Annotated in this window: 19 protein-coding genes and 1 riboswitch; of the genes, 13 read left to right on the top strand and 6 right to left on the bottom strand. The window is 61.9% G+C overall.

Going from position 1 to position 19567, the window contains the following annotated elements:
- Positions 1 to 28 precede the first annotated feature (28 nt).
- Positions 29 to 649: a TetR/AcrR family transcriptional regulator gene (locus AAFP29_RS02140; protein WP_419215654.1), complete on the top strand. Its 621-nt coding sequence runs from the start codon at positions 29 to 31 to the stop codon at positions 647 to 649.
- Here the strand turns inward: AAFP29_RS02140 and AAFP29_RS02135 are convergent.
- Positions 646 to 3522 carry an RND family transporter gene (locus AAFP29_RS02135; protein ID WP_419216322.1) on the bottom strand — a complete coding sequence of 959 codons (2877 nt, stop codon included), beginning with the start codon at positions 3520 to 3522 and terminating at the stop codon, positions 646 to 648. The genes AAFP29_RS02140 and AAFP29_RS02135 overlap by 4 nt on opposite strands.
- A 69-nt stretch (positions 3523 to 3591) precedes the next feature.
- Positions 3592 to 4104, bottom strand: coding sequence for an MmpS family transport accessory protein (locus AAFP29_RS02130; protein WP_419215653.1), 513 nt, complete (start codon positions 4102 to 4104; stop codon positions 3592 to 3594).
- Between the two features lie 308 nt (positions 4105 to 4412).
- Here AAFP29_RS02130 and AAFP29_RS02125 point away from each other — a divergent pair, with 308 nt between their 5' ends.
- From AAFP29_RS02125 to AAFP29_RS02080, 10 genes are read left to right on the top strand one after another with little or no spacing between them, the layout of a single operon-like run.
- Positions 4413 to 5243: an MlaE family ABC transporter permease gene (locus tag AAFP29_RS02125; protein WP_419215652.1), complete on the top strand. Its 831-nt coding sequence runs from the start codon at positions 4413 to 4415 to the stop codon at positions 5241 to 5243.
- Positions 5240 to 6109 (top strand): ABC transporter permease, encoded by an 870-nt coding sequence (locus AAFP29_RS02120; protein ID WP_419215651.1) that lies wholly within the window; start codon positions 5240 to 5242, stop codon positions 6107 to 6109. Before AAFP29_RS02125 ends, AAFP29_RS02120 begins: the two co-directional genes overlap by 4 nt.
- 12 nt (positions 6110 to 6121) lie before the next feature.
- The gene (locus AAFP29_RS02115; RefSeq protein ID WP_419215650.1) at positions 6122 to 7360 is read left to right on the top strand and encodes an MlaD family protein; all 1239 of its coding nucleotides are present in this window, start codon (positions 6122 to 6124) and stop codon (positions 7358 to 7360) included.
- Complete coding sequence (locus AAFP29_RS02110; RefSeq protein WP_419215649.1) at positions 7357 to 8403, top strand: MCE family protein; 1047 nt, start codon at positions 7357 to 7359, stop codon at positions 8401 to 8403. The genes AAFP29_RS02115 and AAFP29_RS02110 overlap by 4 nt, the downstream gene beginning before the upstream one ends.
- Positions 8400 to 9407, top strand: coding sequence for an MCE family protein (locus tag AAFP29_RS02105; protein ID WP_419215648.1), 1008 nt, complete (start codon positions 8400 to 8402; stop codon positions 9405 to 9407). Before AAFP29_RS02110 ends, AAFP29_RS02105 begins: the two co-directional genes overlap by 4 nt.
- Positions 9404 to 10504: an MCE family protein gene (locus tag AAFP29_RS02100; protein ID WP_419215647.1), complete on the top strand. Its 1101-nt coding sequence runs from the start codon at positions 9404 to 9406 to the stop codon at positions 10502 to 10504. Before AAFP29_RS02105 ends, AAFP29_RS02100 begins: the two co-directional genes overlap by 4 nt.
- Entirely contained in the window at positions 10501 to 11607 is a 1107-nt protein-coding gene (locus tag AAFP29_RS02095; RefSeq protein WP_419215646.1) for an MCE family protein, read from the top strand. The genes AAFP29_RS02100 and AAFP29_RS02095 overlap by 4 nt, the downstream gene beginning before the upstream one ends.
- The gene (locus AAFP29_RS02090) at positions 11604 to 12752 is read left to right on the top strand and encodes an MlaD family protein (RefSeq protein ID WP_419215645.1); all 1149 of its coding nucleotides are present in this window, start codon (positions 11604 to 11606) and stop codon (positions 12750 to 12752) included. Before AAFP29_RS02095 ends, AAFP29_RS02090 begins: the two co-directional genes overlap by 4 nt.
- A gap of 23 nt (positions 12753 to 12775) precedes the next feature.
- Positions 12776 to 13546: a hypothetical protein gene (locus AAFP29_RS02085; RefSeq protein ID WP_419215644.1), complete on the top strand. Its 771-nt coding sequence runs from the start codon at positions 12776 to 12778 to the stop codon at positions 13544 to 13546.
- A gap of 44 nt (positions 13547 to 13590) precedes the next feature.
- Positions 13591 to 14838: an MCE family protein gene (locus AAFP29_RS02080; protein ID WP_419215643.1), complete on the top strand. Its 1248-nt coding sequence runs from the start codon at positions 13591 to 13593 to the stop codon at positions 14836 to 14838.
- Positions 14839 to 14852: 14 nt separating this feature from the next.
- Here the strand turns inward: AAFP29_RS02080 and AAFP29_RS02075 are convergent, their stop codons facing one another.
- Positions 14853 to 15311 (bottom strand): winged helix-turn-helix transcriptional regulator, encoded by a 459-nt coding sequence (locus tag AAFP29_RS02075; RefSeq protein ID WP_419215642.1) that lies wholly within the window; start codon positions 15309 to 15311, stop codon positions 14853 to 14855.
- A gap of 398 nt (positions 15312 to 15709) precedes the next feature.
- Between AAFP29_RS02075 and AAFP29_RS02070 the strand changes: the two genes are divergently transcribed.
- The gene (locus AAFP29_RS02070; RefSeq protein ID WP_419215641.1) at positions 15710 to 16471 is read left to right on the top strand and encodes a DUF2382 domain-containing protein; all 762 of its coding nucleotides are present in this window, start codon (positions 15710 to 15712) and stop codon (positions 16469 to 16471) included.
- A gap of 104 nt (positions 16472 to 16575) precedes the next feature.
- Complete coding sequence (locus AAFP29_RS02065; RefSeq protein WP_419215640.1) at positions 16576 to 16860, top strand: GlsB/YeaQ/YmgE family stress response membrane protein; 285 nt, start codon at positions 16576 to 16578, stop codon at positions 16858 to 16860.
- A gap of 6 nt (positions 16861 to 16866) precedes the next feature.
- On the opposite strand, the gene AAFP29_RS02060 is transcribed toward AAFP29_RS02065, so the two are convergent.
- From AAFP29_RS02060 to AAFP29_RS02050, 3 genes are all read right to left on the bottom strand, one after another.
- Complete coding sequence (locus AAFP29_RS02060; protein WP_419215639.1) at positions 16867 to 18186, bottom strand: aminotransferase class V-fold PLP-dependent enzyme; 1320 nt, start codon at positions 18184 to 18186, stop codon at positions 16867 to 16869.
- A gap of 41 nt (positions 18187 to 18227) precedes the next feature.
- A riboswitch (SAM riboswitch) is annotated at positions 18228 to 18341 on the bottom strand.
- A 129-nt stretch (positions 18342 to 18470) separates the two neighbouring features.
- Positions 18471 to 19250 carry an acyl-ACP thioesterase domain-containing protein gene (locus tag AAFP29_RS02055; RefSeq protein ID WP_419215638.1) on the bottom strand — a complete coding sequence of 260 codons (780 nt, stop codon included), beginning with the start codon at positions 19248 to 19250 and terminating at the stop codon, positions 18471 to 18473.
- 87 nt (positions 19251 to 19337) lie between these two features.
- Complete coding sequence (locus tag AAFP29_RS02050; RefSeq protein ID WP_419215637.1) at positions 19338 to 19556, bottom strand: hypothetical protein; 219 nt, start codon at positions 19554 to 19556, stop codon at positions 19338 to 19340.
- Between the last annotated feature and the right edge of the window lie 11 nt (positions 19557 to 19567).

Genomic DNA, 19567 nt, shown 5'->3' with positions numbered 1-19567 from the left:
CAGACCCCGATAAGCGATAATTGCCCGGATGCCTAAATCGACTACACCTCGCAGGCGGCGCTCCGCGCAGGAAGTCCGCGAAAAGCTCCTAGCGGCCGCCGTAGCCGAACTCGACGACGCCGGTCCCGACAGGGCGAGTCTGCGAGCCATCGCTCGCCGCGTGGGCATCACCCACCAATCGGTCGCCCATCATTTCGCCGATCGCCGCGCACTGTTCACCGCGGTCGCGGTCCGGGGATTCGATGATCTTTACGCCGAATCCGTGGCCGCCCTCGACGAACTGCCCGACGCCATCGCACTCGGCGAATCCGTTGCGACGCTTGGCCAGGTTTTCGTGCGCTTCGCGCGAGCCAACCGCTCCAAGATCGCGTTGATGTTCGGCTCCCGGCTGGTAGACAACGACGACCCCGGTCTCTCCGAAGCGCGCGCGCGGAGCTGGAATCAGCACGCGGGTACCGTGGCCGCCGACGTCGAGAACGGTTGGGGCGGAACGGTACCCGCCGAGTCAATCGCCGTCGCGACTTTTGCGATGGCCCACGGCATGGCAACCCTCGACGCCGACCTCCCCGACGTCTTCTCGGCCGAGATGCAGTTCGAAGAACTGATCCACCTGGTCAACGCCGCGATCGTCACTCCACCGAGGAGCTAAGACACACTCTCCGATTCGACGGCACGCTTGGCGGGCATCCGCACGAATGCCGTCGGCCACCAGAACCACCGTCCAGATAGCCGAGCGATCGCGGGCATGACGAGGGTGCGGACGATGAGGGTATCGATGAGAAGGCCGAGTGCCACCGTCGTACCGATCTGCGCGACGTTGTGCGCATAACTGGCGAGCATGGCGAACATCGTTATGCCGAAGGTAAGGCCGGCCTGGGTCACGACGCTGCCGGTGCCAACCATCGCGCGGATCAGGCCAACTCCGGGTCCCGCCCCGTATTCCTCCCGGAATCTGCTAACCAGCAGCATGTTGTAGTCGGCACCGACTGCGACGAGGAAGGTGAACGCGATGGGCGCGACCGACCAGTGCAGTGGGTTGCCGATGACGTCTTGCCAAAGGAATACGGCAACACCCATCGCGGACAGATATGACAACCCGACGGTGCCGATGACCGCTATCGCCGCGACGAGGCTGCGCAGCAACACGAGTACAACGCAGAACACGAAAGCGAAAGCCGCGACGATTATCGCGATGAAGTCCTCATGTGCGAAGGACTCGATATTCAGCAATGTTCCGCCCGGTCCGCCGATACTCACGGTGGAGCCGGCAAGGGAAGTATTCTTCATCGCCGATGTCGCGGTCGGGATGATGTGGGCGCTGACATCCATGGCGTCGCGGCTGAACCCCTCACGTTCGGGGGTCACGACCATTCGGGTGGCTTTGCCGTCGGGCGAGAAATAGTAGGGCATCCCGCTCTGAAACAGCGGACTCTCCAAAGCCTGGCTGGGCAAGAAGAACGCGCCGGCAGCGGGATTACCCGCCGCGTACGCCGTGCTGACTTCGTCGAGGAAGTCGGTGATTTCACCGGTTTGCGGTATCAGCGCGCCCAAGGTGGTTTTTAGCGGGCCGATCAACTGACGTATCTGTGTGATCGTCGACCGCAGCGCGGGGATCTGGTTCGCCGCCATCGGCAGCGCTGTGCCGAGTGTCGTGGTTCCCGCGGCGAGCGAACGAACCGATTGCTGGAGACCGGGTAGATCATCGAGTACCGACAACCCGGTCAGGGCAGTCTTACACGCGTTAACCGTCGAACATTGCGGGATCGAACTCACCAAGCCACGAACCGGGGCCATCGCCGTCGAAAGCTGTTGAACCTTCTTCAGGGTGGAATTGCTGGTGGCCTCCAAGGTCGACGTCGCGTCGGCGAGCGACTTCGCCCCCGCTGCTCCTTGCCGAAGGGCGGCATCAACTCCGTTGATGGCGGTATCGAGATCATCGATGGTCTTCGAGACCGAGTCGACGTCGTCGATTCGATCTTGCAGCAGGGTCGTCATCTGACTGAATCGATTGCCTATGTAGCCGGCCTGGCTGGTAAGGGTGCCTTGGTTCAAGGTCTGCCCCAATGGGCGGGTGATGCCTTGTACCGCGTTGACCCCATCGATCCCCGCGACCGCGTCGGTAAGTTTGGCCAGAGCGATCAGATCAGCCGAGTTGCGCATATCGTGGTCGGATTCGACGATCAACACGCTCGGAGCCATGATGTTCGGCGGCAGATGCCGATCAGCAGCCGCGAACCCGATATTGGCTGGCGAATCCGACGGTTGCGCTTTGCGTTCGTTGAAGCTGGGCGCGTAGAAGGCGAGCGGCGCGATCATCACGGCCAATACGGCCAGTGCTGCGGCCAGAACCGGGCCGGGCCACCGCGCAACGGTGGTTCCAATCCGCCGCCAGCGCCGAGGGGACGACGACTCACGGGGTTCGGCGAACCCCATCCGAGTGATGACCGCGAGCACGGCCGGTCCGAGCGTCAGCGCGGCGGCCAATGTGATCAAGATGGCGATCGTACAGGGCAGACCCGATGTACTGAACATGGCCAACCGGGTGGCCGCCAAACATGCCATCGCCCCGGCGACGGTCAGCGCGGACGCGATCACGATATGTTGTACCCCGGCCAGTGCGGCGTAATACGCATCCTCACGGCTCAGACCCGCGCGCCGCGATTCTTGATATCGCCCTAGTAGGAATATCCCGTAATTGGTACCGGCGCCGAGTACAACCACCGCCGATAGCGCGGCGGCGAAGATCGACACCTTGATGACGCCGTTGTCGGCCAGCAGTGAGATCGTCGCGCGAGCCACCGCGAGTGCCAGGCCGACTCCCAGCAGTGGAACCAGCGCGGTGATCAGCGATCGGTAGACCAGTAGCAACACCACCGACACCAACAAGGCGCTGATCACCACGAGCAACACGATCGAATCGTTGATCGCCACCATCTCGTCGTTGACCACCGCTGACGGACCGGTGAGGTGCACAGTGACGCCGGCGGGAGGCTTCGACGCGGCGATGGTGTCACGAGCGGACTGTGTCGAGTCCATCGCCAATGCGGTGCCCATGTTGCCGGCGAGATTCACCAACACGTAAGCGACGTTTCCGTCGTGACTCTGCGCCGCGGAGGCAAGATCGGGATTCGACCACAGATCCATCGCGGAATGGACATGTGTGGTGTCCGCGGTCAACGTGCCGAGCAGTTGTTTGTAGTAGGCGTGCGCCTCGGATCCCAGCGGCTTATCGCCCTCCAATAGCACGTAGACGAAGTTGTTACTGCCGCCACCGCCGAAGTATTTGCCCATCTTCACCAACGCCTGCACCGAGGAGGCCTCGTCGGGCAGGAATGATTGAGCGTGCGATGTGACCGTCGATTCTAATTGCGGGACAACAAGATTCATTCCTCCCGCGATGAGTAGCCATAGCCCGATGACGGGCAACGAGCATGCGTACAGGAACCGAGCCAGGCGAGGACGGCCAGCGCTACGATCACGCAGGATCCCAAGACGCACCGGTCGCCGAATCTCGTCTGCCATCCCTCGCATCAGCCGAACCGACTGTGCCCGTGCGTTTTCCACGAATCTCTTCCTCATCGCCATCGTTTCCTACGCCACCGGAACCAGACAATTGGCGACCGAACTGCCATCGGCGCCTGCCCCAACCTGACGAGACCGCTCAAATCCGTTGACCCGCACCGAACATGACACCGAACGCTGACCTCGCGCCTGCGTCAACACCCCGGCAGCCGTCGTCAATTCCCGCGATCGCAGGATCATTCGCCACGGAACTCGGACCGTCTCGTCTACCGTGCGGCCGCCCGGCACGAGATACGACACCCGTGCCGTCGAACCGGACGGGCCGGTGACCGCATACTCGATCGACTTCTCGCCCGGAACGCCCGCCTGGGGAGCCGCAGGAGCGTGACCGATGGCGCGATCCGGTATTTCACTGAGCCGCAGTCGACCGACGTATACCGCCGAAACGACCATCACGACGATGACCACTCCTGCGATCCACCATGAGTGCCCCCGACCGGATCGCGCGCTCGAGCGCCGAGAAATCGCGCGCCCGGTGTCGCCGCTCCCGCTACCACCAACCATCGAGTCAACTCTTCCCATCGGAACAACACTTCCCTAAACTGCCAGTGGCAGGTAGGTTATACGTGACATCAGTCATTGACAAGATCTACGGGACTTGGGTTGCGAAACGCAACTCTTGACCTCAGGGCGCTATGTATGTCAACATATCTACCGCGCATACGACAATGTGAACTGTGCCACTACGCAATGGCATTGTTGGTTCCGCCGCCGCCCCGGCAGCACGCGCACCCCGACCTCGACCGGACAGCACGCTTGGCGTGCGCGTAAAGACAGGCGCTGCGAGTGATTCGATCAGGCAACAGAGATAGGGCGTGGCGGTGCCCGCGATGACATCAGCTCCACCCACCAACTCCAGCCGCGTCGAGGATTACGCCCTCAACCATCCGGTCGTCTCGATCAATACCTTCGGCCGACAATTGGTGCTGCTGACCCGAACGCTGCGTGCGCTCGTTCGAAGTGTCATCCGGCGCGATTTCTCGGCGTCGGAGTTCATCCGGCAATGCGCGTTCATGGCGAGCGCGGTCGCGATACCCACGGTTCTCGTCGCCATCCCGATCGGCGTCATCGTGTCGATTCAGGTCGGAACAATCGCCAATCAGGTTGGCGCCAATGCCTTTACCGGCGCGGCGAATGGTCTCGGCATCGTCCGCCAGGGCGCACCCCTGGTTACGGCGATGTTGATCGCCGGTGCGGTCGGATCTGCGGTCTGCGCCGACCTCGGCACTCGGACCGTCCGCGAAGAAATCGACGCACTTAAAGTGCTCGGCCTCTCGCCGGTCGACCGACTCGTCGTCCCTCGGTTCGTCGCGGCATTGGTGGTCAGCGGATTACTCTGCGGATTCGTCTGCTTCGTCGGATTTCTCACCGGCTATGTCTTCAATGTCTACGTCCAAAACGGCACCGCCGGAAGCTATTTGGCTTCATTCGCGGCCTTCACTTCGGTCAGCGATCTAGTCCTGGCGTTGATCAAAGCGGTCACCTACGGAGCCATTGTCGCGATCGTCGCATGCGACAAAGGACTCAACACCCGCGGCGGACCCGCGGGTGTGGCCAACTCGGTGAATTCGGCCGTCGTGAGTTCAGTGATTCTCCTATTCGGCGTGAACGTGTTGTTTACTCAGCTCGCCCAAGTTCTGATACCGGCTCAGCCGTTATGACGTTGAAAACCAGCCAGCCGTCGTATTCGACGGCGCTCTACCGCATGCGACTCGGACTGTCAGCGAGTGGCGCACTCGGCCAAAACCTGGGCCACCAAGCCACTTTCGTCATCAATGCACTCCGCTGGATGCCTCGCGCGGTGCGGCGGTACCCGGCTGAGACTGCCCGGCTCGTCCGCGACGTGACCTGGGGAAACGGGTCACTGGTGACCGGCGGCGGCACCGTCGGGGTGGTATTGCTGCTCAGCGCGTTCGCCGGCATCACCCTGGGTATCGAAGGACTTTCGGCCCTTCGACTGCTTGGGATGAGCCCTCTCACCGGCATCGTCTCCGCATTCGGCTCCACCCGTGAACTGGCGCCGCTGATCGCCGCGATCGCCTTTGCGGCGCAAGCGGGCTGCCGATTCACCGCCCAGCTCGGCGCGATGCGCGTCTCGGAAGAAATCGACGCCCTGGAAGTCCAGGCAGTACCGCCCATTCCCTATCTAGTGTCGACTCGACTATTCGCCGCCATAGTGGCGATCATTCCGCTCTATTGCGTCGGTCTGGGATTGTGTTATCTCAGCTCCCGCGCCGTGTATCTATTGCAGGGCGGCGGCGTATCCGTTGGAACATTCGACCATTACTTCACCATGTTCCTCTCCCCGATGGATGTTGTGTATAGCGTGGTCAAAGCACTGGTATTCGTCATAATCGCCACCTTGCTCCAGTGTTATTACGGCTTCTACGCCAGCGGCGGACCTCAGGGCGTCGGCGTCGCCGCCGGCCGCGCGATACGCGCATCGATCGTCGTCGTGGTCATCGTCAACACTCTGCTGACGATGGCGATGTGGGGCACCGACCCCGGTGTACGGATATCGGGATAGGGCGGGACAGCCATGGTTCACGATCTATCCGGACGCAGCGCAAGTCCGACCGCCCTATTGGTGCGCGGTTGCATTAGCGTCGTCATAGTCGCGGTGGTCGCGACGCTGCTCTGGGGCCGCTACACCGGCGAATACACCGCGACCACCGAAGTCGGTGCGACGGTGACCAGCCTCGGCGACGGCCTTGGTCCCGACGCCGACGTCAAGTATCGCGGAATGTTGATCGGGACCGCTGACACCGCCTCGACCACGCTCCAGCAGGCCGGCACAACCTCGACGTTGACCTTGAAACTCGACCCGAGCGTCGCGACCCGGATACCCCGCGACGTCGTCGCCCGCGTCGTACCGACGAACCTGTTCGGCGTCACCGCCATCGAGTTGCGCGGCGGCTCGACGACTGCGGGAATAGGACTGTCCGACGGCGACCAGATCCGTCCCGACACCTCGCCGCAGACGCGCCAACTCCAAGAGGCGATGTCGGCTCTGCATCGGGTGCTGGCCAGGATCGACATCGGCGCGCTCAGTCGCGTTCTCGCCGCGGTCGATGACGGTGTTTCCGGTCGGTCTGGCAAGGCCGCGACCACCATCGAGCGGTTGACGACGATGCTGTCGCAGCTGCGCGAGGCGGTGCCCGATCTCCGCTCAGACCTGTCCCGACTCGATCGTTCGACCAAGAGTCTCGCGGTGAGCGCTCCGCGTCTGGTCGACGCCGTTGCTGCGGCACTTCCGACTCTGCGCACGATCAGCGCGAACCGCGTTGGCCTAATCAGTCTCTACACGACCGCCGGCGGTGCGCTCGACGCCACCACCGGGGCGTTGCGCCCCAATATGAGCGGCGCGATCCGCCTGATCACCAACCTCAACGCAACCGTCGGAGCGCTGGAGTCGACGGGCTCGTCCATCGGACCAGCGGTCGACACGATTCGCCGTTTCGCCATTGCGACGTCGGGGATTTTCACCTCACCAGATGGGAAAGTCGTGCTCGACGCCGCCATCAACGCAACGCCGTACACGCCCTATACCGCAGCCGACTGCCCTCGATATGGCGCGATGGCGGGGCCCAACTGTCCCGCCGGTGTCGCGCCGGCAATGAGCAGCGGCCAGGGCGGAAATCTCGGCGGAGTGGGGAGCCGCCGGGAAGCTGAGATATTGCAGGCACTATTCGGTCGCCCACTGACTCCGATCGAACGTCTACAGATCGGGCCGGCATTGCGCGGCCATACCTTCACCGTCGCCGAGGTCGGGCGATGAGGGGCGGCAGTCTCGTCCGGCCACTGCTGGGATTCGGCATATTCGTGGTCATTTCATTGCTCGCGACGATGTCAATCTGGTCGACGCTGGCCAAGCCCGTCAATGGACGCACGATCTCGATGCGCGCCTATTTCGTCGATGCCACTGGGTTGCGCGCGGGCGACGATGTGCGAATCGCCGGGGTACGCGTCGGCCGGGTATCGCAGCTAAAGGTGGACAACGGACTGGCATTGGTGGAGTTCGACCTCTCGTCCGAGCAAGCGGTATATCCCGAAACCACCGCCAGCGTCCGATATCAAGATCTCACCGGCCGCCGATATCTGGGCCTCTCCCTTCCAGGCGCTAGCCACGCCGTCGCAACTGGGAAAAAGACGTTGTCCCAGAACACAATCGGCGTCGAACGCACCATTCCCAGCTTCGATGTCACCAGCTTGCTCAACGGTTTCGCACCGCTATTCGGCGAATTGGACCCGGCGGCGGTCAACACGCTCAGCGCCAATATCGTCGATGCGCTGCAGGGCAATGACGTATCGATCTCGACGCTCCTCGCCCAGACCACCGCACTCGCGCGAACCGTCGCCGACGATGACGCCGTCATCGGCTCGATCGTCACCAATCTCAATGCCGTGGTGGCGACAGTCGATCGACAACTCACGAACACCGACCGCCTCGTCGATGAAATGCCCCGCTTCCTCGACGCGGTGAATCGGCACCGCGGCGAGATCGGCACCTCGGTGCGTTCGGTATCGAAGATGGCCGGCGATCTCAGCGCCACGCTGGCCCAACTGCGTTCCGACGTCACGGGTTCCGCCCAAAACACCGTCGCGATTACCAGCTTCCTCAATCGCGACGGCGCGAAACTCTCGCTGGCGATCCCGGGAATCGGGCGAATGGCGAATATTTGGAGCAAATCGACGGGTAATGGCAGCTATTGGAATATCTACTCGTGCAACCTTGATATCAGCCTTTACGGAGTTCTTTTTCCGCCCAATGTGATATCCAGCATTGGCGGCAGCCAACATTCGGAGACATGCCGACGATGACTCGAACCACACATTTCCGCGCGCGAGTAACCCAATCCTATCGGCATTTCAAGATTGGCCTGATCGCCACGATTTGTCTTGCGGTGATGGTAAGTGCCGCGCTGCTGATTCCCCGGGTAGGTATCGGCACCGAGACTATTCGCGCCGAATTCGCCCAAGCCGCCGGGGTTCGTTCCGGCGACGCGGTACGGGTGGCCGGCGTTCCGGTCGGCTCAGTCGATAGCGTGCGGCTGCGGGGCGATCACGTCGATGTCACGCTGCGGATCGACAACCCCGTTCCACTCGGAGCGACCACCACGGCATCGATCCGACTGGCTACCATTCTCGGCACTCGATACATCTCCCTGAAGCCGCAGGGAACCGGCGAACTCCGCGACAATGTCATCGAGCAAAATCGCACGTCGGTGCCCTTTGATCTGGCCGCGTTGATCGATACCGGCACGCCGAAACTCGCCGCCATCGACGAGGAAAAGTTGCGACTGTCCTTGGATACCTTGGACAGCCAATTCGCGCGGACACCCACACTGCTGCCGCAGGCTCTCGATCAGATCACGCGACTGTCCGACGTCGTCAACTCCCGCAATAGCCAGGTGACGGAGTTGGTGAAGCGGTCGGCAGGTGTTGCGGCACTATTTCAGCGCAACACCCACTCACTACGACAATTGGTGACGACCGGAACCGACGTCGCGAACACCGTCGTACGACAACGTCAATTGATCGCTTCGGTTCTGGCCGACATACGCGCGGTGACCCGACAAATGACCGGAGTGGTCACCGACAACGCCGGCGACATCGGCCGGCTGCTCAGGCAACTTGACCGACTCTCGGCCGGCTTGAACCGCTCCGATCGCGATATCGGCAATACGCTTGAGGCGATACCGGTATTTGCGCGGCATCTGGGCACCGCGACCGGCAATGGACCGTATATGGACGGTTTCCTGGGTGCTTCAATCGTCAGCGACAATCTCCTCTGCTTGCTCGGACTCGTCGGGGGCTGCCGATGACTACCCGGCGGATCCCGCGAATTCCCATGCGCTGGTTGGTAACCGCCCTTGTGCTGGTCATCATCGCGATCGCCGTCGTGGCGACGATCAATGCCAAGGCCGACAACCGGCTCACGATCCATGCGCAGTTCACCGACGCCGCGGGCCTCTACGTCGGGAACGAGGTCACCATCCTCGGAGCGCCGATCGGCCGGATCGACGAAATCTCCCCCGGTCCCGGCACCGTGACAGTCACCTTGTCGCTGCCAACTGGCACTGCCCTGCCCGCCGACGTCTCCGCAGTTGCGCTCGCACCATCGGTGATCGCCGACCGCCATATCGAACTGACGCCCGCCTACACGACCGGGCCGCAATTCGACGATGACGGCACCATTCCGATCGCCCGGACTCGAACACCGGTGTCCATCGACAGTCTGGTGAACTCGATAGACGATTTGGCCACCGCGTTCGCGACAGCGCCGGGTGACACCCCGATCAATGACTACCTGACCACCGCCGAACGCAATCTCGCTGGGAACGGCAATCGGATCAGCACGACGCTGCATGCCTTGTCCAACGCCCTCCAAACCGGATCGACCAGTGCCGCCGACCTCAAATCTCTGGTCAGCAGCCTCAATTCACTTTCCGGTGCTGCCGCGAAGAATTCGAGCGCGATCACCACCTTCAGCGATCAGCTCGCAGACGCGTCACAGATCTTGGCCGCAAACGGTCCGGCGATCACCGACTCCCTCGCTGGTATCAACAGCACGGTCAGCGAGTTGAGCAAGTTGCTGAAGAACAATCGAAACCCGTTGAACCACACCGCGACACAGCTCAACAAGACGTTGTCGACGCTCAAGGCGCATAGCCGCGACATCACGGAATTCGTCGACGTCGCGCCGCTGCTGTTCGACAATTTGGATCGCTCAGTCGATAGGAAGACGCGACGCCTTCGGGTGCATTTCCTCACCGATAAGTCGTTGGTGGACACCGATCTGCTTAATACCGTCTGCCAGCGTCTGCAGATGCGCAGTCAAGGCTGCCGGACCGGCAAAGTCGCGGATATGGGCCCCGATATGGGCTTGGCGACCCTACTGCTCGGATTGGGCAACCTATGAATGGCCGTCGATTCATCGCCGTACCGGTCGTGCTGCTCTGCGCCAGCGTCATAGCCGGCTGCGCGGTGACCGTCGAAGAATTGCCGCTCCCGCGTAAAGGCGTCGGCGGCGATCACATCAGCGTGCGGGCCGAATTCGCCGATGCGTTGAACTTGCCGATCAAAGCACCCGTCAAACTCAACGGGGTCAAGGTCGGTGAAGTGACCGATATCGCCACCGCCAACTACCGCGCGCGGGTGACATTCGAGCTCAGCGACGCGATCGACGTTCCGGCCAACAGCACAGCGGAACTGCGCCAGGCAACGCCCCTTGGCGATGTCTTCGTCGCCCTCCAGCGACCGGCGAGCAATCCGTCACCACAACGATTGGTCGACGGCTCGGTCATCGAAATCGATGACACCGCAGCGGCACCAAGCGTCGAGCAGATCATGGCAGCCGCATCGACGGTCATCAACGGCGGCGGGCTGGCGCGAGTGGGTTCGATACTCAGCGAACTCAACACCATGCTCGACGGTCAACCCTCGGATGTGGCCTCGATGCTGAGCCAGCTGACCGCGGTCACGAGCCGCCTGGCCGCGAATTCTGACGAGATCACCTCGGTCCTCGGTTCGCTCAACGCACTCTCGCAGCGTTCGGCAGTCCGCGCGAATGCCATCAACGACGTAATCGCTTCGGCGACACCGGCATTGACTGTCCTGACCGACACAACCGATCAACTCGTCACGACCCTGGACAGTGCCCGCCGAACCTCCGACCAGATCAGCAAACTGGTCAACGGCTCGCGCGCCGAACTGACCCAACTATTGGCAGGGGTGAATCTGCTGACCAAGCGCATCGGTGCACTCGACACTCGACTCGAACCCGCTCTGAGTGCGCTATCCCGGTTCGGCAGCTTGCTCGCGCCCAGTATTCGGGGCGACTACGTCGCCTCCCATATCCGCGTCAGCTCGATCGCCATTCCGGCCACCTACGATCCGAACAGCCACTGGTGGCAGTTATCCGATCTCGGGCTCATCGGCGCCTCACTGGTCGACACCTTGAATCGGGTCTGGACTCGATTGCGCGGACCCAACACGGCCATCCCGCGCAGGGGTACGCGATGAGCAGCTTTCTCCGGGCCCATCGAAACGCCCTATCCACGGTCGCGCTGCTGGCATTGCTCTGTCTCGGTATCGCGAATCTGGCTTTCGGGTCCCTCGGGCTCAACCCATTGCAGCGGACCTTCCGGGTGAACATCGAGTTGCCGCTGACCGGTGGTTTGCACGAGTCGAGCGACGTGACCTACCGGGGAGCACGCATCGGCACCGTCGATGCGATTCGACTTTCCGCCGACGGCGTCATCGCCGAAGCCACCCTTGATGCCGACAATCGCCCACCCGCGTCGGTACGTGCGCAGGTGGCGAACCTATCCGCGGCGGGTGAGCAGTACCTGAATCTCATCCCAACCGACGGTTCGCCGAGCCTGTTGCCGGATGGTGCCATTATCGGTGCCGAACGAACGGCCACACCGCGAAACTTCGCCGATGTCTTGTCGCGGGTATCGCAGACGATGGAACAACTCGACCCCGCCAAACTCAACCGTGTTCTCGCCGAACTGGACGGCGCGTTCGCCGGCGGTGCTCGCGAGATCTCCACCATCATCGATTCGATCGACACCCTGGTCGCCGCGCTCTATGACGTCCTGCCCGAAACCCGCGCCCTCGTCACATCTGGACGTCGAACCCTGGAGCTCATCTCGTCGATTGAGCCGGCGACCAACCGTTTCAGCGACGCCGCCACGGCACTGTTTACCCGCCTAGCGCGCTCCAACGCCGAATTGAAGAAGCTGTTCGCAATCACTCCGACCGGCCTGTCCGACACGCGACAAGTCATCGGCGAGAATCGCGACGAACTCGGTGACCTCCTCAAGACCCTGGACATCATCGCGATCCAAGCCCAATTACGCACCCCCGCACTGCGGCTACTCGCCCCCAATCTGGTGCGAGGACTCGGCGCCTGGGCCCTGGTCTCCCATCACGGAGCATTCAACGTCGCAGCGGATCTTCTACCTCGACCCACCTGCGAATACGACAATCCGGCGACCGCCCCGGCTACGTCGACCAACCCGCTGCCCCTGAAGTACATGTACTGCACTTCCCGCAACCCGCTCGTCGGTCAGCGTGGCGCTCAGAATGCGCCTCGCCCACCCGGCGACGACACAGCGGGCCCACCTCCCGGGGCGAACCTACGTGAACGAGTCAGCGGTTAACTCCCCGCTCGAAAGGAATAACGATGTCCGATTCTCGACCTTCCCCCTCCGAAAAACCCACCAGCGCCGACGCCGCGGCGAGCGAACTAAGTGCCGAAGTCACTGACGTAGGTGCCGGGACCGAGCCCGAAACCTCGACAGACGCGGCCGCCGCGGATAAGGCCTCCGACGAGGACTCGTCGGAAGCGACCCGCACGACGTTGCGGCAACGCCCGGCCGTGGTGATCGCTGGCGCCGTCATTCTCGTCATCGCTCTGGGCGCTGCGATGTTTGCAATAGGTCGATCAACCGCGCCGCAATCGCGCGCAGACACCGCGCCGATCATCGAAGCTGCCGGCGCCTACGGCGCGATGGTCGCCAACTACGACGCGAACAATGTCGACAACTATCTCGACGACATGCGCCGGTCCGCGACCGGCAACGCAGAGCGTCAAATAAGTTGCTCAGTCGGCACGATGAAACAAGCGATCACCACCCTGCAGCTCTCGTCCCGCGGCAAAGTCGTCAGCAGCGGCGTCATCGAGAATTCCGGTGATGCCGCCAAGGTGCTCGTCGTGATCGAGCAGACGTCTCGGTGGACTGACGCGGCTGCGCCGGGCGGAAACGGAACCGAGAATAACGCGGCCAATGTGCTGACATTGTCGATGCAGAAAGTCGGCGATAGCTGGAAGGTCGCCGACATCGCCTCCCCCCTCGCTCCCGGTCTTGGGACCAACGTTCCCGGAACCACCAATTCCGGTTGTTCGACCTCGTCACCGAATCCGACGCCCAGTACCTCCCCCGCACCTCGCTGAGCCTCTGCGACAAGCGAAGTCATCTATGAAAGGGGCGACAACCGATGCCACCACTTGGTGCTCTTAAGCGTGTGCAGATAGTCATGCTGATTGTGCTCGGTATTGCCGCGACGGTGTTCGCTGGCGTGCGGTACGTACACGTGGACCGAATGCTCGGGGCGAATTCCTACAATGTGACGGCGCATCTGCCCGATTCGGGTGGCATATTCACCAACGCCGAAGTGACCTATCAGGGCGTGCCCGCCGGTCGCGTCAAGGATGTACGTCTGGTGCGCGACGGCGTCGACGTCGCATTGACACTCGACGGTGGCGAAGGGCGAATTCCAGCGAATGCTGTTGCGGTAGTTGCCAATCGATCAGCTATCGGCGAGCAGTTTCTGGATTTGCAGCCGACGTCACCGGCTGGTCCATATCTCGTCGAAGGGTCGCGCATCACAAAGGGATCGGTGCCGCCGCCACTCGACGACGTAGTGAACAGTGCGCTCGACTTGGCCGAGTCGGTGCCAGTCGAGGACTTACATACCGTCATCGTCGAACTGGGCAAAGCGTTCAACGGACAGGGCGAGAACCTCGCCCGGCTGGTCACCTCATTGGGCAACCTATCCAAGGCGGGGGTCGAGAGTCTTCCGGAAACCATTGCGCTGCTGCGCAACTCGAATATTGCCCTCGCGACGCAGGCCGACCAATCCGATGCCATTATGGACTGGGCCCGCAATCTCGATCTAATCACGGCCACGCTGGCGTCGGCCGATCCCGACGTGCGCCGCCTCCTTACCACCGGCACGGCTACCGCGACGCAGTTGTCGACGCTGTTGCAGCAACAAGGTGCCGACATCACCAAAGTCGTCCACGACCTGGGCAGCACCGCGAAAACCATCGAACCTGCTGGCTGGGCAACGAATTCCGCGTTGGCGATGCTCTCGGCATTGTCTGTTAAGGGTTACGGCTACACCCACAACGACGGCCAGATTCACTTCGGCATCGTGCTGGAGACAAATAATCCCGCAGCGTGTACGCAAGGCTACGAGAGTACGACAGCGATGATCGCGAAGATCAAACGCACCAACCCACGCTTTGACATCAACTACGATGACTTCCCTTTCAACACAGATGCCAGATGCACTGTGCCGCAAGGGAGTCCAACGAGCGTGCGCGGCGCGAACCGCGCCGCGCTAGCCAATCCCGCCTACCCACAACCCTGGGACAACAAACCCAAGAAAGATCCTGACCGCCTCAATCTAAACCCGCTGGCACAGCAGATCGCCACACTGATGGGTGTACACGCCAAATAGAACGTCACATACTTTCAGGCCGAACGCGCGGCGCCCGGACCCGGACGTAGTGCGAGTGCGCCAAGGTGCAGGACCTCGCCGCAATGACTGCACGTCGGCGTGATCGTCGCTTGATGGTCACAAGCGCTGTGCTCCAGCACGACTGGCGGACCATTAGGCGCCGACCATTTGTCGCCCCATTGCGCCATCGCGCCAAGCACATGCCACAGGTCCATCCCTTTTTCGGTCAGCACATATTCACGCCGGATGGGCTTGTCGGCGTACTGCACACGAGTGAGAATTCCATTGGCGACCAGGTCATCGAGCCGTTTGCTCAGGATATTGCGGGCGATCCCTGTCCTGGATCGAAAGTCCTCGAAGCGCGTGATGCCCATCATGGCGTCACGGATCAGCAGGACGCTCCACCGCTCACCGATGATGTGAGCACACTGCGCGACCGAGCAGTTCATCTCGGTAAATGAGGTCCGTGGCACGTTCGCGAGCGTACGCCTGTGACCTGCTTCATTCGGTCGCAACCGGATGAAACCGCCGTTGACGGCCATCGCGAGGTCAGGGCGTCGACAACCTCCGGCCCCATCGTTATTCGATCGTAATAATTCACCCCCATAGACGTTCGCATCGTCGTGAGCATTAGGCCAATATCGACTCGGATAAGTCTGAATATCTCTGCGCGACACCAGATCGCATTTCGTCGGTAGATCCATATTGGGGCGCTTAGCCTGCACGTTATACGGCGTCCGCTATGTCCACTGTGTCCGATATCGCAGGGTTGCATGTCCATGACGTCGTGCGTTTACTCGCTAATGAGTGCGGATAGCGAATCCGCACTTCCCAGAAGCCAAATATTCGCGTCGAAAGGTGAAGACTGATTATGACTCGTACACCCGAACTAGACGCCGTTGCCCACTCGACCGTTTATGACAATGCTGGCGAAAAGGTCGGCAAGGTCGAGCAGGTATATATTGACGACCGCAATAGCCTTCCCACCTGGATCGCAGTCAAAACCGGGTGGTTCGGATCATCCTCGCTGGTCCCGCTTGCCGGTGCGAAGCACCAAGGTGATCGCGTTGACGTCGTCACGACCAAGGATAAAATCAAGAGCGCCCCACATCTGGACGCAGCCGACGGAATTTCGACCCAGCAGGGCAAAGAGTTGCTCGATCACTACGGATTGACCGAAAAGTCGTCGGGTTGGGATAACTACGGCGAGCACAACGGCCGCTCGCAAGACGAGCGGCCGACACCTACCAGAACGGGCGTCACCAGCGAAGATGCTGCGGGTGAAAGTCTAGTGCGGTCCGAAGAACAGTTGAATGTGGGCACCGAGAAGGTCGCAACGGGCAAGGCCCGCCTGCATAAGTATGTAGTTACCGAGGAACAGTCCGTGACCGTGCCGGTGACCCATGAAGAGGTTCGCGTAGTCCGCGAACCGGTCAACTCCGACGTGCCGGTTGGTGAGATCGGCGAAGCCGAGACCGAAGTCACCCTCCACGAAGAACAGGTCGTCGCCGAAAAGAAGACCGTGCCCGTCGAACGTGTCGGCCTGGCGGTCGACGAGGTAACCGACAAGGAATCAGTTTCCGGCACGGTCCGCAAGGAACGTATCGAAACCGAAGGCGTCGACACCAAGTAGCCGACGCTGGATTGCCCGCGGTATCAGAATCGATGCCGCGGGCATACCCCGCGTTGATGCCAACCAATCCCCATAACTATTACCTAATATAGAATGGAATAGCCATGATCTGGACCATAATCAGCGCGATTGTTATCGGCCTCATTATCGGCGGGCTAGCCCGGTTGATAATGCCAGGTGATCAGAAAATCGGGCTCATCATGACGATCGTATTGGGGGCGGCCGGATCATTTCTTGGATCTTGGCTCACCTACCAGCTTGGCTATAAGAACTCGAACGGTGGCTGGGAGGTCATCCCGTTCATCGTCGGGATAGTCATCGCGATCATCCTCATCGGCATCTATGTGCGCATATCGGGTGGTCGGCAGCTCAAGCGAGCGGGCCGGTAGGTCCGCTTACCAGCCACAGGGCGAGCCGGCGGCTCCGTGGCCCGTCAGTCGCTCGCGCGTCTCCGGAACCGGATTCCACTGCCCTTCGTCGGATCGATAGTCCCAACCGGGCCCCGACTCGACTAGAGCCGCCACTGCGGCGATCAATCGATCGACATCGACCACCGAAGTTCCCAGTCCGACGCTGGCCCGAAGCGCGCCGTCGTCGACACCGAGACGCGCGAGAAGCGGATGTGCACAGAATCGTCCGTCCCGTACGCCGATGCCGTATTCGGCCGACAAGTATGCCGCGACGTGGCCAGGTTCGAAACCCGCGAGGGTGAACGCCACGATCCCGACGCCGTCGGCGCTGTCTGACCAGATACGCAGAAACCGCACCCCGGCAATGCCTTCAAGGCCGGCTCGAAGTCGCTCGGTGAGATACGACTCCTGCTCCCGGACTGTGGCCTCGTCGAGCGATCCGATTGCATCGCAGGCGGCCGCAAGTGCCACCGCGCCAAGCACATTCGGCGAGCCGGCCTCGTGCCGCTGCGGAGAAGGTGCCCATTCGACGTTGGCGACAGTCACTTCTCGTACGGCACCGCCGCCGGCGAGGTAAGGTTCGGCGGCGTCGAGCCAGTCCCGTCGCCCGATCAGCACCCCCGCACCGAATGGTGCGTAGAGCTTGTGACCGGAGAAGGCCAGGTAGTCGATTCCGCTGGCGCACAGATCAATTCGTCGATGAGGCGCCAGCTGCGCGGCGTCGACCAAGATCCGGGCGCCGAAGCGATGCGCCAGCGTTGCCAGCCTTTTCAGTGGCAACACTTCGCCAGTCACATTCGATGCCCCGGTAATGGCTAGCAGCGCAGCAGGTTTGGCCCTCAACTCGTCGGCGAGACGATCTATCGTCGTCTCGATTGACTCCGCGGTAGTTACCACGCGCCGCCCTCGGTGACGCCACGGCAAGAAGTTTGCGTGGTGCTCCACGTCGAGCACCACCGTGTCGCCCGGCACGCAGGCGGCCAAGAGATTCAGGGAATCGGTTGTGTTCCGGGTGAATACGACAGTCTGATCGTCGGCGCAGTTCACGAATCGGGCAACCGAGCCTCGGGCCGACTCATAGCAGTCAGTCGACACCCTCGAGGCGTAGCCAGCCCCGCGATGCACACTCGCGTAGAAGGGCAGCAGTTCGGCCACCCGATCGGTCACCTGCGCCAGCGCCGGGGCGCTGGCCGCGTAGTCGAAATTGGCGTAGACGCGAGATCCGCCTTGTACCAGCGGAACTGAGAGATCACACCCGGAGACCCGAGCAATGGGGGCACATGGGCGATCGAGAGTAGCGGTCATCAAGTAACCCTTCGGTCAGGGACCTCGGGTACGACAGTCGAAGTCCGCGCTTGCCGCGCCCAATCGGACGACAGCCCGGTCGTCACCCGGAGCACCCCGCCGCGGTGGAGGGTTGCCGACCAGCAAGCCGGGGCTTGACGCTGGTACTCATGACCTTTGCCGAGGTTGGCAGACCGCGTGCCCACTTGTCAACCCCGTGTCTGACGAACGAAACAGATCGCCGCCGAATGTCATGCGAAGGACGGAGCCGGCCCGATCAGTGGCACGCTTTTATACGGACCTGGTCAAGGAAGGGATTCCACGCTCATCGCGGCGGCCGTGCGGTCACCTGCCACCAGCCAAGCGTAGAGCGTCTGCCCGGCGCGGTAAGCGAGCAACTGAGGCGCGTCTTCGATCTGCAACGGTGAGTTATGTTCGACGACGCCGCGCATCGGAAGTCGTTCGCGGAGATCGGGTTGTGTCGCGAGCACCTCTTCCAACGCGGTCCAGTACACGGCGTTGTTGACGTGCTGAATGATGTCGAGGTCGGCAGCGCGCAGCAGGAACGGCACCTCGAACGCATCGACATGCGGGGCGGGATCGAGCCACTTCTTCCATCGGAGCACTCCCGGCTCCGCTGCGGAGCCGACGGTGTTGACGAAACTGTCACTCAACGCCGACGGCGTGACGGTCTCGACGTTGAAGTTGATCCAGAACGCCTCGGTCTCGACCCGTGTCCCGCGATGCCCGTCGAGGTCGATCCGCACATTGCACCACCGCGAACCGATCTTCGACCCCCACCGCTCGATGTCGAGCACGTCCGGCTGTTCGCCACCGGCAAGGATCTCGATCACCGTTCGGCGCACAACCCAGTGCGGATGGATCTCGTCATGTCGGATATGAAGCAGGTGGTCTTGACCCGCGTCTTGCAGATAACGGGCGACACCGTCGAATTTGAGCCGATGATCCTGGCTGACGGCGTCCCCTCGCACGGTCCGCTGTGCGGTAAAGATCGCGCCGCTGTCCAGCAACTCTCGACGTCGTTGCGGATCGCTGATGCGTCGGGGTAAAGGCTCACCAATCACGTCAAGAGTCTTCCACACCGATGTGTCTACGGCGACGCCGGAATCTGGTCTGTGAACAATCCTGCCGGGCGCGTCGGCCCGCCGCCGTTACTGACTCGGTTCGGGCAGTTTGACGTCGCAATCGGTGACCTTCGGATTGACTCCGAAGTAGTTCAGCGGGCCTGCGACAACGGTGAGCGCGATCGTTCCCGCAGTGGCGCAGTTGGTTTGAGCGTTACTGAAGTAGTCCCGCTGAAATGCGGCCAGCAGACCGATCAGCAACCAGACCACAATGAGGAAGCTTAGTATTCCGCCACCACGCCGCATCTCATGCCTCC

Origin of the sequence: Gordonia sp. CPCC 205333 (assembly GCF_048537885.1) — a bacterium.
Classification (GTDB): Bacteria; Actinomycetota; Actinomycetes; order Mycobacteriales; family Mycobacteriaceae; genus Gordonia.
This window is presented reverse-complemented; position numbering and strand designations above follow the sequence as displayed.